At 64.4% G+C, this 13,631-nt stretch carries 13 protein-coding genes; 3 read left to right on the top strand and 10 right to left on the bottom strand.

The window, feature by feature from the left end; all coding sequences use genetic code 11:
• Nucleotides 1–827 precede the first annotated feature (827 nt).
• Nucleotides 828–1,718: a LysR substrate-binding domain-containing protein gene (locus ACQR1W_RS25845; RefSeq protein WP_434853440.1), complete on the bottom strand. Its 891-nt coding sequence runs from the start codon at nt 1,716–1,718 to the stop codon at nt 828–830.
• Between the two features lie 121 nt (nt 1,719–1,839).
• On the opposite strand from ACQR1W_RS25845, the gene ACQR1W_RS25840 reads away from it, so the two are divergent.
• Both ACQR1W_RS25840 and dctA read left to right on the top strand, forming a co-directional pair.
• Nucleotides 1,840–3,003, top strand: a complete 1,164-nt coding sequence (locus ACQR1W_RS25840; protein ID WP_434853439.1) for a mandelate racemase/muconate lactonizing enzyme family protein — start codon at nt 1,840–1,842, stop codon at nt 3,001–3,003.
• Nucleotides 3,004–3,085: 82 nt separating this feature from the next.
• A complete protein-coding gene (dctA, locus tag ACQR1W_RS25835; protein ID WP_434853438.1) occupies nt 3,086–4,363 on the top strand; it encodes a C4-dicarboxylate transporter DctA in 1,278 nt (425 codons plus the stop codon).
• 29 nt (nt 4,364–4,392) lie between these two features.
• Here dctA and ACQR1W_RS25830 read toward each other — a convergent pair whose 3' ends face one another.
• Together ACQR1W_RS25830 and ACQR1W_RS25825 are read right to left on the bottom strand one after the other, a co-directional pair.
• Complete coding sequence (locus ACQR1W_RS25830; protein WP_434853437.1) at nt 4,393–4,785, bottom strand: response regulator; 393 nt, start codon at nt 4,783–4,785, stop codon at nt 4,393–4,395.
• 122 nt (nt 4,786–4,907) lie between these two features.
• Entirely contained in the window at nt 4,908–5,090 is a 183-nt protein-coding gene (locus tag ACQR1W_RS25825) for a hypothetical protein (protein WP_434853436.1), read from the bottom strand.
• 384 nt (nt 5,091–5,474) lie between these two features.
• On the opposite strand from ACQR1W_RS25825, the gene ACQR1W_RS25820 reads away from it, so the two are divergent.
• Nucleotides 5,475–5,648 carry a hypothetical protein gene (locus ACQR1W_RS25820; protein WP_434853435.1) on the top strand — a complete coding sequence of 58 codons (174 nt, stop codon included), beginning with the start codon at nt 5,475–5,477 and terminating at the stop codon, nt 5,646–5,648.
• Between the two features lie 94 nt (nt 5,649–5,742).
• On the opposite strand, the gene ACQR1W_RS25815 is transcribed toward ACQR1W_RS25820, so the two are convergent.
• The 7 genes from ACQR1W_RS25815 to ACQR1W_RS25785 form a co-directional block, all read right to left on the bottom strand.
• Entirely contained in the window at nt 5,743–7,410 is a 1,668-nt protein-coding gene (locus tag ACQR1W_RS25815; protein WP_434853434.1) for an FAD-dependent oxidoreductase, read from the bottom strand.
• A gap of 68 nt (nt 7,411–7,478) precedes the next feature.
• On the bottom strand, nt 7,479–7,946 hold the full coding sequence (locus ACQR1W_RS25810; protein ID WP_434853433.1) for a MarR family winged helix-turn-helix transcriptional regulator: 468 nt from the start codon (nt 7,944–7,946) through the stop codon (nt 7,479–7,481).
• 168 nt (nt 7,947–8,114) lie between these two features.
• Entirely contained in the window at nt 8,115–9,209 is a 1,095-nt protein-coding gene (locus ACQR1W_RS25805; RefSeq protein WP_434853432.1) for an ABC transporter ATP-binding protein, read from the bottom strand.
• Between the two features lie 69 nt (nt 9,210–9,278).
• A complete protein-coding gene (locus ACQR1W_RS25800; RefSeq protein WP_434853431.1) occupies nt 9,279–10,739 on the bottom strand; it encodes an extracellular solute-binding protein in 1,461 nt (486 codons plus the stop codon).
• A 51-nt stretch (nt 10,740–10,790) separates the two neighbouring features.
• On the bottom strand, nt 10,791–11,828 hold the full coding sequence (locus ACQR1W_RS25795) for a carbohydrate ABC transporter permease (RefSeq protein ID WP_434853430.1): 1,038 nt from the start codon (nt 11,826–11,828) through the stop codon (nt 10,791–10,793).
• On the bottom strand, nt 11,825–12,700 hold the full coding sequence (locus tag ACQR1W_RS25790; RefSeq protein ID WP_434853429.1) for a carbohydrate ABC transporter permease: 876 nt from the start codon (nt 12,698–12,700) through the stop codon (nt 11,825–11,827). Before ACQR1W_RS25790 ends, ACQR1W_RS25795 begins: the two co-directional genes overlap by 4 nt.
• Nucleotides 12,697–13,629 (bottom strand): ribokinase, encoded by a 933-nt coding sequence (locus ACQR1W_RS25785; protein WP_434853428.1) that lies wholly within the window; start codon nt 13,627–13,629, stop codon nt 12,697–12,699. The genes ACQR1W_RS25790 and ACQR1W_RS25785 overlap by 4 nt, the downstream gene beginning before the upstream one ends.
• Nucleotides 13,630–13,631: the final 2 nt, after the last annotated feature.

Genomic DNA, 13,631 nt, shown 5'->3' with positions numbered 1-13,631 from the left:
TATCGCTCGAAGTCGCACCGCGCCGAGCCCACCCAGCCTTGTAACTCACATTCTTGCCCAGCCTCGTCGGGCAAATCGCCTGCGCGCAATCACGGGCGCAGATGCGCGATCAGCTCGTCTCTCTCGCCGATCAAGGCGCAATTTCTGCTGAAACGACGTGCACAGAAAAACTCATTTCGCAAGCCGGTTCAATCGCATCACCCCTCTTAGGTCGGTCCAGCCTCAATTTTCCTGTTTCGTTTTATCAGAAATTATGCTTCTCTATCCACGTCCCGCCTCGCTCGAGGGGCGTATCGCGGTCGTCACGGACGTTGAGTGCGGGATGCGGTGGGCGTGTCGGTGTTGCAGCGGGGTCATCTCGCCGACGAACAACACTGGCGCGCACGGTCAAGTCGCGCGGTCCTGATCCTCCGACGCTAGGATTACGTTTGCGACGACGCTCACGCGTCGCGCAGGCAACGGTGGCCAACAAGCCCGGCGCACCGGGGAGAACGCGAAGCAGCCGTCAAAACCATCGCGCAGGGAAGGCCGGTGTTCGGCCGTACCTGTGGTGACTGCCGCCTGCTTTTCTTCTGCAGGCGGGCCATGGGTGCAGGCCCTGCATCCGGCCTTCCCTGCGCCCTCGTCTTGCGAGGGCCGAACTGATCGACACAGCTCGGACGCCAGGCGCGCCGCGAGAGCGCGGCGTCATGCTCAGCGAGGTGCACGAAGGATTTCGGATGGACGATGCCCAGTGCTCGATGCCCAGTGCTCAGATGGACGCTCGGATCGAGCCGAATGCCAGCGCAACCCGCCGCGACGACCTCGACGCCGTGGCTCGCGGCCACTCAGCTCCCCTGCTCCTGCGCGAGCCGCCACAGCTCCTCCGCCGTCGGCGTCAGCGGCATCAGCGGCCGGAACAGCCTGACAGCGACCGGCACCTCGAGGGACGCATCGGCAAAGGTCACGAGCCGGCCGGACTTCAAATCATCTTCGACCAGCGTTGCAGGCAGCCAGGCGACACCGCGCCCATCCAGGCACAGCGCCCGCAACGCGCCGGCGAGATCCGCTGTCAGCGCCGGCGCCGTCAACAGTCTCGGCAAGCGCGTGCCGAGCAGGCCGCGCAGGATCCGGCCCAATCCCGAGCCAGCGCCATAGGCGAGCAGCGGCGCCTCGGACAGCGACGCGGCTCCGTTCGCGATCAGGCCCGGTGCCGCGCAGGGCATCAACCGATCGTTCGCGACGGCGGCCGAGACGAACTCGTTCGCCGGCAGGCGCAGCGGGACCTCGTCATGCACATGGCACAGCAGGAAATGCGCGCGCCCATCCAGCAGCAAGGTCTCGACCGCGCTCAGCGTGTCGGAGGTCAGCTGCACGCAGCAGATCAGCCCGGCGGCCTCCAGCCGCTTCAGCCAGGGTGGAAAGAAGATCAGCGACAGCGCGTGCGTGGCCGCGATCCGGATCGTCGCCGCTTCCGCCGCCGCAACCTCGCGCACATGGGCGCGGGCATCGGCGATGCGGCGGATCAACATCGCCGCCAGCGGCTGGAATTCACGCCCCGCCGCGGTCAGCTGCACCGGCTGTGTGGCGCGATCGAACAGCGTCACTCCGGCCCACTCCTCCAGCGCGCGAATGCGGCGGCTGAAGGCCGGCTGCGTGAGATGCCGCGCCTCGGCGGCACGCGAGAAATTGCCGGTGCGGGCAAGCTCGAGATAATCCTCGAGCCAGATCAGCTCCATGGTCCGCTTCCAAGCTCATGGCACCGCTTGATGCCGTTTGCGCCTCGCCCGATACGAAATCGGCATTGGCATCGTCACCTCACCGGGTGCCACAACGACCTCACGAACCGGGAGGCTCGCCTTGCGCATCGTCGACATCCGTGAACGTACCTACCCTATCGCCTCGCCCATCGCCAACGCCTACATCGATTTCAGCAAGATGACGCTGAGCCTGGTCGCCATCATCACGGACGTGGTCCGCGATGGCAAGCCGGTGGTCGGTTACGGCTTCAATTCCAACGGCCGCTACGGCCAGGGCGCGCTGATGCGCGAGCGCTTCATCCCCCGCCTGATGGAGGCCGAGCCAAACAGCCTGCTCAACGACGCCGGCGACAATCTCGACCCGCACAGGATCTGGGCCACCATGTTCCGCAACGAGAAGCCGGGCGGGCATGGGGAGCGCTCGGTCGCCATCGGCACCATCGACATGGCGGTGTGGGATGCGACCGCGAAGATCGCGAACAAGCCGCTGTTCCAATATCTGGCAGACGCCCACGGCCGCGCCGCCAACCCCAAGGTGTTCGTCTATGCCGCCGGCGGCTACTACTATCCCGGCAAGGACAACACCAAGCTGAAGGACGAGATGCGAGGCTATCTCGACCGCGGCTATACGGTGGTGAAAATGAAAATCGGCGGCGTGCCGCTGAAGGACGATCTGTCCCGCATCGAAGCCGTGCTCGGCTTGCTGCCCTCAGGCTGCCGGCTGGCGGTCGACGCCAACGGCCGGTTCGACCTGACGACCGCGATCGACTATGCCAAGGCGCTCTCGGCCTATGATCTGTTCTGGTACGAAGAGGCCGGCGATCCGCTCGATTACGAGCTCCAGGCCGAGCTTGCGCAGCACTACGCCAAGCCGATGGCGACCGGCGAGAACCTGTTCAGCCATCAGGATGCGCGCAACCTCATCCGCTACGGCGGCATGCGCAAGGAGATCGACTGGCTGCAATTCGATTGCGCCCTGAGCTACGGGCTCGTCGAATATCTGCGCACGCTCGACATGCTGAAGTCCTATGGCTGGTCGCCGTCGCGCTGCATCCCCCATGGCGGCCATCAGATGTCGCTCGCGATCGCGGCGGGCCTGGGCCTTGGCGGCAATGAATCCTATCCCGACCTGTTCCAGCCGTTCGGCGGTTTCCCGGACAGCGTCCGGGTGGAGAATGGCCACGTCACCCTGCCGCCGCTGCCCGGCATCGGTTTCGAGGGCAAGGCCGATCTCTACAAGGTGATGTCCGAGCTCAGCGCCTGAGCCATTTCCCGATCCTGTCCCGACGCCGCGCGGCGCCGCGACGCAAAGCCTGATCATAAGAATATCAAGGGAAGGAAACGCCATGTCGGCGATCTCAGTTGAAGCTGCAGCGGTGCGTCGACCCATCCTCGGTCCGCTCTGGCTGCAGGTCCTGATCGGAGCGATCCTGGGCATCGTGTTCGGCATCGTCGCGCCGAAGGCCGCCGCGGACACCGCGCTGCTGGCGGAAGGCTTCGTCAAGCTGATCCGGATGCTGCTCGCGCCGGTGATCTTCCTCACCGTCGTCGTCGGCATCGCGCGCATGGGCAATTTGCGCGAGGTGGGCCGCGTCGGCCTCAAGGCGATCCTCTATTTCGAGATTCTCTCGACCATCTCGCTCGTCATCGGCGTGCTCGCCGCCGACATCGTGAAGCCGGGCGCCGGGCTGCATGTCGACCCCAGCACGCTCAATGCCGATCTGGTCGCAGGCTACGCGCATTCGGCGCAGGAGATGACCTTGCAGGGATTCCTGCTCAATTTGATCCCGTCCAGCATCACCCAGGCGTTCGCGCAGAACAACATGCTGCAGATCATCCTGTTCGCGGTGCTGTTCGGCGTGGTGCTGTCGCAGCTCCGGGAGAAAGTGCAGCCGCTGCTGGACATCTTCGACCAGCTCATGACCGCGCTGTTCGGCGTCGTCCGCGTCGTGATGTATCTGGCGCCGCTCGCGGCCTTCGGCGGCATGGCCTTCACCATCGGCAAATACGGTCTCGGCAGCGTGGTGGCGCTCGGCGAGTTCGTGCTCTGCTGCTACGTCGCGTCCGCGCTGTTCGTCATCGTCGTGCTCGGTCTGGCGGCGCGCGTCGCCGGGATCAGCCTGTTCGCACTCTTGCGCTATCTGCGCGAGGAGCTGCTGGTCGTGTTCAGCACCTCGTCATCAGAGGCGGTGCTGCCGCAGGTCATGGAGAAGCTCGAAGCCATTGGCTGCCCACGCACGGTCGTGGGCCTCGTCGTTCCCGCCGGCATCACCTTCAACGCCGACGGTACCGCGATCTACCTCTCGCTCGCCGCGCTCTTCATCGCGCAGGCCACCGGCACGCCGCTGACCACCACGCAGGAACTCGTCATCCTGCTGGTGCTGATGCTCACCTCGAAAGGCTCGGCCGGGGTCGCCGGCGCGGGCTTCGTCACGCTGGCGGCGACGCTTGCGACCATGAATACGATCCCGCTCGCCGGCATCGTCCTTCTGCTCGGCGTCGATCGCTTCGTGAACCCGCCCCGCGCGCTGATCAATGTGATCGGCAACAGCCTCGGCACCATCGTCGTCGCGCTCTGGGAGAACGATTTCGACCGGGCCAAGGCGAGAGATATTATGCGGTAGCTGCCGAGATGATTGCGAACGCGGGATGTTCAGAGCGGCGGATGGGCCGACCCGACGTTCAACAACTGGGATATGGCCGTAACCAGCTGGGCGGGCGCGAACGGCTTCTTGACCAGGATGCTGTTGGGCACCCCCTGCGAGGCCCAATGATCAGCAGCTTCTCCCGTGATGTAGACGACGGGAAAAACGGGTTCGATCTCCCGCACCTGCCTGGCAAGATCCCAGCCGTCGATCGGACCTTTCAGATTGACGTCGGTCACGAGCGCCCGGTAGCTGACGACGCCGCTCGTGAGCAGCGTCAGCGCCTCATCCGCCGAGGCGGACACGGTCAGGTCGAAGCCGGCGTCGGTCAGCGCGTCCTTGAGGAAATCGTGCAGCGCCTCTTCGTCTTCGACCAGGAGAATGACAGGCAATTCATTCACGATGACCCCCTCAGGCTGGCGAAGTGCATGGTCGCGTCGATCTGCAGCCCACGCGCCGCCACCTGCAAATTCATTCCGGGAACTTCAGAGCGAAGAGCCGGGCCGCAAGCCTGCCCCGACCTTCAATCCCGCTGCTGCACGTCGGGCGCCGCTGCGGAGAGGTCCGCATATTGCCCCTCATCGACCCGCGCTTTGAGTTCGGCCGCCTTCTCAACGAGAACAGCCGAGAGCGTCGGATTGTTGGTGGATTTGGCGAACTGCAAGAGCGTTGCAACTTGCCGTGCGATATACTTTCGACCAAGCACGCTGAACCTTCCCACAAAGCCACCAGCCCCCAACGCACCCCAAAACGCGGCAAATCAGTCTTTGTTCCTGGGAATGGCCAAAAACATCTCAGGAACCCTTCGCCCAAAACCGGACTTCTTGTTGGCAATCGTAGGCCCCGCAATGGCGCTTGCCCCAGACAACAACCGCGCGCTCCGCGACAAGGTCGCAGAACATCTTCGACTGGAGCTGTCTCGCGACAAGCCAGGCCTCCCTGTGCGGCTCGGCATCCTCCTGCAGCGTTTGGCGGACGCTGATGCAAAGGACGGTTCCCCCGGCGAGCCGGATAAGCCTGCCGACCCGGATTTGGCGCCGCGGTCCGCCTTCTCCTGGCTGACGAAATGGCGCCGCCTCAGGAGACCGACATGACCACTGTGGCAAAACTTCTCGCGCGCAAGACGCAGCTGCTGGACCGGCTGCAGGAGGAGCCGGGCATGCACGAACGGGCAGAACTCGAACGTCTGCTGGCCCAGATCGACTCAGCACTGGAATTTCTCGAAGAGGGACCGAACCAGCTCGGCGGAAAGCCGGACTCCTGAAATCCTCATGGCCCTGGGATGCCTCGTCTGGCAGAAGGACCCGCGCACGGCGCAACAACGCTCCCTGAGCACGACCGGTGAAAGCAGCCGTCGGTCAATTCGCCGCCCGCCCGAGGGCACGGGCAAGCATCGTCCCGAGCGTTCCAGCCTGCGACGCGTTGCCGCGCCAGGCGACGATCTGATCGGGGCGGATGAGGGCGAGGTCTGCTTCATAGAAGTCGCGCAAGGACCTCGGCAGCGTGATGATCTTGAGATCGACTTTCATTGCGCGGGCCGCCTCGCCGATGGAAGCCGCATTGGAAACGACGTCGCCAAATTGCAGCAGCGTCCATTCGAAGCCAAACCTGTCATAGAGCGACGTGCCATCGTCGAGCCAGGCATGAGGGGCGCGGCCTCCCGGACAGGCGCTCGGGACACACACATTGGCCGCGTCCGGTGGCGGCAAGCTGCCGTCGGAGACGATAATCGGCGAACCATCATACCGGCCACCGAACGTGATGCCGGGGATGTTGAATTCGGCACGGGCATGCTGGTCGAGATAGAGGCCCGCCTTGCGTCTGGCCGCCTCGCCTGCGTCCGTGGCGTCCTCGAGTTCCGGGGCGGCCGCATAGAGCCCGAGCGAATCCGCAAACCGCCGTGCATGATCGGTGTTGCGGAGCGCAACTGGACGACGTTCGAACTCGTAACTGTCGAGAAACGAGACCGGACTGATACCCTTGATGACGCTCGCGAGCTTCCAGCCAAGATTGACGGCATCCTCGATTGCGGTGTTGTAGCCGAGCCCACCCGTTGGGGTGAACAGATGCGCGGCATCGCCCCCGAGGAACACCCTGCCCCGCTGCATGCCATCGGCGACCAAGGCGTGCCCGGCCGTCCAGGTCAGAAACGACAGAACCTCGCAGTCGAGCGGCCTTCCGCAGGCGCGCTGGAAGGCGGCCTTCGCGTCGGCCATGGTGATCGCGCTCTCATCTTCTCCCGGCCGCAGCTGAGTGTGGAAGGCGAACTCGTCGCGCCCGTTCACCGACGCCATGAAGGCGCGGCGGTCGCGGTTGAAGCAGTTGTACATCCAGGCCTTGGAATGAGGGATGCTTGCGTAGAACGCAGGACAGCTGACATAGACGGCCAGCATGCGCCCGCCCATGAAATCGCGCTGCGTCCCGGTTTCGCCGCCATAAGCAATGCCCAGCGACTGCCGGATCGTCGACCGCGGCCCGTCCGCACCGACCAGAAAATCGGCGTGGACCTGAAAGCGGCGACCATCATCGACGCTCTCGATCTCGCCGATGATCGCGCCTTCTCGCTCGGCATAGCTGACGAGCCGGTGACCGTAGTGAAGTCGGATGCCCGGCAACCGCTCCGCATGCCGGCGCAGGATCGCCTCGACGAATTTCTGCGAGACCCGATGCGGCAGTTCAGCGGCGCTCCAAGAGCCCGACAATCCCTTGATCAGCTCGGTCGCACGATTCGAAGACGGCAGCTGAAAGCGCGCCAGTTCGTAGCCGGTGTAGCGGGTGAAATAGGCGACATCGGTCGGATAGTCGGCAGGCAGGCCCGCCTGCCTGATCTCGCCGGCAAAGCCCAGCCGACGATAATGCTCCATCGAGCGCGCCTGGGTCGCATTGGCCTGGGGGTTGAATGCCGTGCCCGGCTTCTCGTCGACCAGGATGGCGGAGACGCCTCGCCGACCCAGCTCATTAGCGAGCATCAGTCCGCAAGGCCCGCCGCCCGCAATCAGGACCGCCGCGGTCAGATGTGTCTCCAAGACGCCTCCCCCCTCTCAGGCATTGCCTGCAGGATAAGGCGACCCGCCAAAATCGTCAAGTTACCTGACTATATGTCATCGTCGAGCGTATCGAAGGTCGACCCGTACGCCGCGAGGCCCCGCAGGATGGCACCCATGGTCGCCTTGCCGAGCTCCGCGCGCATTTCGCGCTCTGCGACATCCACGGCATCCCGGAACGCGTCCAGCCAGGCCAGACCGGCCGGCGTAAACTTGACGATGCGGGCGCGGCCGTCACTCGGATCGGGCACACGGTCGACCAGCCCGAACTCGGCACATTGGTCGACCAGTTCGCCCATTGCCTGTTTGCTCATTGAGGCGCGCCGGGCGAGCTCGGTGAGCCGAGTCCCCTCCACGTCGAGATTTCGGGTCAGGTTCACATGGGCAATGCGCGTCTGGGCATGACCGCTTGCGCTCATCAGTTCAAGGACGCGAGCCTCGAAACGACGTACCGCGTTGTTCAGGAGGCGGCCGATATTGGCATGCCGCCACGCAGCCCCGGGCTTCTTGGCTCTCAATGGATGGCTTCCAAATCGTGGGATCAAAGTCGTCGCGCGAAGCTAGCACATCCTAAGCGAAGGAGCTCTGGAGGGAAACAATCGGCGCCATGGAATCGGCTTGCGCGAAGCACAAGCCGAGCGTGTCATCTGGAGCGGGCTGGCGCGACTGCGCGGCTCGAGCGCAGCTTACACCGCGATCGCCCTGCCAGTGGCCTTGTCGAACAGATGTGCCTTGTCCAGATCGAGCGGCACGTCGAAGCGCTGGTCGGGCTCGGCGGCCACGCCGACCGGCATCTGCGCCGTAAAAGGAAAACGGCCGACGGAACCGATGACCAGCGTGTGCGGGCCGAGGGGCTCGACATCCTTCACGATCATGCTGGCGGTCGTGCCTGTCGCAGCCCCGTGGCGAGCGATATGGTCGGGCCGCACGCCGAGCACCACCGGCTTTCCGAGATATCCGCCGTAGACTGCCTCCCTGCATTTCGGCAGCGTGAGCGCCGTGCCGGAAGCCTCCGCGAACACGAGCCCGCCGTCGCGCGCGACGACCTCGCCCTCGATGAAGTTCATGCTGGGCGCGCCGATGAAGCCGGCGACAAACAAATTGCATGGCCGCTCATAGAGCGAGATCGGGTCGGCGGCCTGTTCGATGCGACCCTTGTTCATCACCACGACACGGTCGGCCATGGTCATGGCTTCGACCTGGTCGTGGGTGACGTAGACGATAGTCTTGGCGAGCCGGCGATGCAGCGCCTTGATCTCGGTGCGCATCTCGATCCTGAGCTTGGCGTCGAGATTCGACAGCGGCTCGTCAAACAAGAACACGTCGGGGCTGCGCACGATGGCCCGGCCGATGGCGACGCGTTGGCGCTGGCCACCCGACAGCTGCTTGGGACGGCGGTCGAGATAGGGCTCGAGGTCGAGCACGCGCGCGACCTCCTTGACCGCCTTCTCGACATGCGTACGCGACTCGCCGCGCACCTTCATGCCGTAACCGATGTTCTCGGCGACACTCATGTGCGGATAGAGCGCGTAGTTCTGGAACACCATCGCGCAATTGCGCAAGCCGGGTCGCAGATCGGTGACGTCGCGCTGCCCGATCCGGATCGTGCCCGATGTCACCGTCTCGAGCCCCGCGATCATCCGCAAGGTCGTGGTCTTGCCGCAGCCGCTCGGGCCGACCAGCACGACGAACTCCTCATCGACAACGCTGAGGTCGAGCCCCTCGATGATCCTGTAGGACCCATAGGCTTTGGAGACATTGTCGATCTCAACGCCGGCCATCACATGCTTTCCGTCTTCTCGCACCATCCCGGATGGCGCGTGCGCCATCCGGAACCATTCATTCTCACATTACTTCTTCGGCGGCAGGCCCATCGCCGCGCGATAGGCGGCGAGTTGCTTGTCGCGGCCGAACTCGTCGGTCAGCCGGTTCCACTCCTTGGCCATCGCATCGAGCGCGGCCTGCGGCGTGGTCTGGCCCGCCAAGGCCTTGCCGAGCTCGATTTCCACCACCTCGGTGTAGGAGAAATAACCGGGCAGACGCATGTCGAGCGCGACGTTCTTGCCGTTGATCGAATCCGCCTGAGCACCGAGATATTCCTTGGCCTCCTGCGGCGTGAAGATCTTGCTCCACAGCTCCAGATTCGCAGTATGCGATTTGCGGTACGGATTGACGCCGGTGCCGCCGGTGATCGCGGCCTGGCCGGAGACCTCGGGGCTGGTCAGCGTCTTGACGAAATCCCAGGCCGCCTGCTGGTTCTTGCCGGCCTTCGGCACTGCGATCTGCCAGCCGCCGAACGCCATGAACGGACCGGGCAGCACCTCGGGGAATTTGTCCCACTTCTTGATCTTGGCGTTCCAGATCTCGTCCGAGCCGGGCAGCACGGCCGAGCCGACCTTGCCGGAGATTTTCGACTGCTTCGGATCGGCGGCGATGACGCCGGTATCGCCCCAGCCGATCGATTCCGCAACCTGGCCGCCGGCCACGGCCGCATTGACCTCGCCGAACGAGAAGTTCAGCGCGTTCGGCGGCCCGAGCTTGGAGGCGCGGATGTATTCCTCAAGGCCCTTCACCCAGCCGGGATTGTTGATCTGCGCGTCCATCGTTTCCGGATCGAAGAACATCGCGCCCGGGTAGTTCGGGTTGTTGGTGTAGGCCGCGGCATGGCTGAAGAAGAACCAGAACTGCTGGCCGCCGCGGCGGAACGCTTCCGCCGTGCCCCACAGCCCCTTGTCCGGCCGCTGGAAGAATTCCGCAATGTCGAGATACTGCTTCCATGTCTTCGGCGGCGCCAGGTCGTAACCGTATTTCGCCTTGAAGGCGTCCTTTTCCTTGGGGTCATCGAACAGATCCTTGCGATAGGTGTAGGTATGGACGTCGCCATCCATCGACTGCGAATAGATCTTGCCGTCCCACACCATCAGCCGCTCACGATAGGCCGGCTCGATGTCGTCCCAGTCCTTGCCGGACTGCATGTCCTTCGGCATCTCGGTGAGGTAAGGCACGAAGTCCGGCAACCAGGCCGGCGCGAAGCTCACCATGTCGAAAGTGGCGTCGCCCGAGGTCAGCGAGGTCGCGATCTTCGGATAGAGCTCCGACCAGGGGAATTCAACGACGTTGACCTTGCCGCAGGTCTTCTTGCTCCATTCGTCGGCACCGAGCTTCAGCGCCGACGCAATATAAGGTCCGGTTTGCGTCGCGACCGTGAGCGTGACGCCAGAATAGTCCGGGCTGCATGCGGCCTTCGCGTCGCCAACGGCGTAAACAGTGACCAGCGAGGTCGCAAGCATCAGCAATGTTCGTCTCAACATGGTGTTTTCTCCCTCTACAGACTTCTTCTTTGGTCGTTACGTTGTTGGTCGCTACTTGATTGCGCCGAGCAGCATGCCCGACCGCATCATCCGGCTCAGCAGTGCTGCCATCACCATCATCGGAACGATGGCGACCAGCGCAGCCGCCGAGATCGCCCACCATTCGTCGCCGCGCTGGCTGTTCTGTCCCGCGACCAGGATCGGCAGCGTCTGCCAGCGCGAATTGGTCAGAAACAGCGCGAACAGGAATTCATTCCAGACGAAGGCGAGCGTGATCATGAAGGTCGCGATCAGCCCGTTCATCGACATCGGCACCACGATGCCGAGGAAGATGCGCCAGCTCGGCACATTGTCGACCATCGCGGCCTCCTCGACCTCGATTGGCAGTGCCTCGAAGAAGTCGCGCATCAGCCAGACTACGATCGGCAGCGAGAAGGCGACGTAGCACAGGGTCAGGCCGAGGAAGCTGTCGATGAGCTGGAAGCCGAGCCGGCCGATCTCGCTATAGAGCAGATAGAGCGCGAAGGCCGTGACGATCGGCGGGAACATGCGCTGGCTGACGAACCAGAACAGGATGTCCTCGTTGCCGAGAATCGGTCCCGGCAGCGGCAGCCGATTGGCGATCACGGCGGCGGCCAGCGCCAGCGGAAACGCCGACAACAGCGCCTGTGGCCGCGTCAAGCCGAGATAGGTGTTGAACGCCAGGTAGCCGCCGAGCGCGAGCGCGAAGAAGGCCAGGCCGGCGCCGAGCCGTACCCTGAATTCGAAGCGAACCAGCGCATAGGCCGCCATCGCACCGATCGCGGTGGCGAGCAGCGCTGCCGAGAAACCGACGATGGTCGAGTTCAGGAAGGTATGGAAGAACGCGCCGCGGATGCCCTGATAGATATCGATGAAGGGCTGCAGCGTCGGCGCGAAGTCGACGAAGGGAATGTAGGTCGGGCCACCGACGACGCCGGGCGGCGTCTTGAACGCGGTGACCACCACCCAATAAAGCGGAAACACCGTGATCAGACACCAGGCGAGACAGCCGAGCGCCACCAGACGGCGCGACCAAGGCGACAGGCCTCTGAGGTTGCTCGCACTCATCGGCGCTTCTCCAGATGAGGCCGCAACAGCGCCAGATAGGTCATGCCGATGATGGTGATCGCGATCAGGAACAGGAAACTCAGCGCCGAGGTGTAGCCGAGATTGAACTTCTTGAACCCCTCCTGATAGGCGAACAAGGTCAGCGTCTCGGTGTCGACTCCCGGTCCACCGCCCGTCATGACGAACACCGTGTCCATGATCTTGTAGCTCTCGATCAGGCGGATGAAGACCACGGCAGCCGAAATCGGCAGCATCATCGGAAAGGTGATGCCCCAGAACTGCTGCCAGTTGCTGGCGTTCTCGAGCTCGGCCGCCTCGTAGATATCTTCAGGCAAGGTCTGCAGGCCCGCGAGCAGCATCAGGATCACGAACGGGGTCCATTGCCAGACCTCCACCGCGATGATGCAGGCGAGCGCCCAACGGCCATTGGTCAGGAACGGCAGGTTGACGAGGCCGAAATGGCCGAGCAGCTGGTTGAGCGGCCCCATGGTCGGGTTGAACATCATGCGCGCAACCAGCGCCACCGCGACCGGCGCCAGCAGCATCGGCAGCAGGAAAGCGACGCGGAACAGGCGTTCGCCGGGGATCCGCGCATTCAGCGCCAGCGCCACGGCGAATCCGATCACATATTGCAAACCGACCGCCGTGACCGCGATCAGCGTCGTGGTCAGGATCGCGTTCCAGAAGCGCGGCTCCTGCAGCAGCTGGATGTAGTTGCCCAGCCAGACCACGCGCGGCGGCATCGGCGGGATCAGCCGGTAGCTCAGGAAGCTCGTGGTCAGGGAATAGATCAGCGGAAAGATCGAGATCGCCAGCACGACCAGCACAGCGGGCCAGATGAAGACGTGCTTGATCGGATCGTTCCGCATCATGACGCAGGCTGCCCCTCGAGCAGAGCCTCGATCTCGGCGCGGCGCGGCATCGACGGCGCCGTACCCGGCCGCGTCACCGAAATGCCGGCAGTAGCCGAGCCGAAGCGCGCGGCCTCAAGCGGATCGGCGCCGCCGGCGAGCGCCGCGGCAAAGCCGCCGACAAAGGCGTCGCCGGCGCCAGTGGTCTCCACAACCTTTCCAGCAGCAAATGGCGGCACAGGCACCGAGCGATCCCGGGCATGAAACAGCGCCCCCCGGTCGCCGAGCGTGATCAGCGCGGTGCCGGCGCCCTTGGCAAGCAGCGCATCGCCGGCGCGGCGCGCGGCGGCGAGATCGGAAACCGCGATACCAGTCAGCCCCTCCGCCTCTGTCTCGTTCGGAACGACGTAATCGCAGAGTCCATAGAGCGCGTCGTCGAACGGGATCGCTGGCGCGGGATTGAACACGGTGATGCTGCCGGCATCGCGCGCGAGTGTCAGCGCATGCTGCGCCGCCTCGACCGGCTGCTCGAGCTGGGTGACGAACACCTTGCTGGCGCGGATCGCATCAGCCGCTGCGTCGACGTCGGCCACGCAGATGCCACCCGCGGCCCCCGGCACGATGATGATGGCGTTATCGCCACGAGTCTCGTGCACATAGATGAAAGCCGCGCCTGTCGATGTCTCCACCTGCGTGACCCGCGGCACGATGCCCTCGGCGGCCCAGGTCTTCAGCGCGAGCTCGGCAAAGGTGTCCTTCCCGATCCTGGAGATGAAGCTGACGCCGGCCCCTGCCCGCGCCGCGGCGACGGCCTGGTTCGAGCCCTTGCCGCCCGGCCCGACCGCGAAACCCGAGCCGATCATGGTCTCGCCGATGGTAGGCAGCCGCGATGCGCGAAACGCCAGATCGGCCACGAACACGCCAAGAATGGCAACACCTGTCTGCGCCATGA

The organism is Bradyrhizobium sp. HKCCYLS1011 (assembly GCF_051167795.1).
Classification (GTDB): Bacteria; Pseudomonadota; Alphaproteobacteria; order Rhizobiales; family Xanthobacteraceae; genus Bradyrhizobium.
The sequence above is the reverse complement of the archived record's forward strand: the minus strand, read 5'-3'. Positions and strand labels throughout refer to the sequence as shown.

Excerpts from the sequence above, each read along its gene's own strand:
- ACQR1W_RS25845 (WP_434853440.1), bottom strand. The coding sequence starts at position 1,718 with ATGGAGCTGATCTGGCTCGAGGATTATCTCGAGCTTGCCCGCACCGGC.
- dctA (WP_434853438.1), top strand. The coding sequence starts at position 3,086 with ATGTCGGCGATCTCAGTTGAAGCTGCAGCGGTGCGTCGACCCATCCTC.
- ACQR1W_RS25820 (WP_434853435.1), top strand. The coding sequence starts at position 5,475 with ATGACCACTGTGGCAAAACTTCTCGCGCGCAAGACGCAGCTGCTGGAC.
- ACQR1W_RS25805 (WP_434853432.1), bottom strand. The coding sequence starts at position 9,209 with ATGGCCGGCGTTGAGATCGACAATGTCTCCAAAGCCTATGGGTCCTAC.
- ACQR1W_RS25800 (WP_434853431.1), bottom strand. The coding sequence starts at position 10,739 with ATGTTGAGACGAACATTGCTGATGCTTGCGACCTCGCTGGTCACTGTT.
- ACQR1W_RS25795 (WP_434853430.1), bottom strand. The coding sequence starts at position 11,828 with ATGAGTGCGAGCAACCTCAGAGGCCTGTCGCCTTGGTCGCGCCGTCTG.
- ACQR1W_RS25790 (WP_434853429.1), bottom strand. The coding sequence starts at position 12,700 with ATGATGCGGAACGATCCGATCAAGCACGTCTTCATCTGGCCCGCTGTG.
- ACQR1W_RS25785 (WP_434853428.1), bottom strand. The coding sequence starts at position 13,629 with ATGGCGCAGACAGGTGTTGCCATTCTTGGCGTGTTCGTGGCCGATCTG.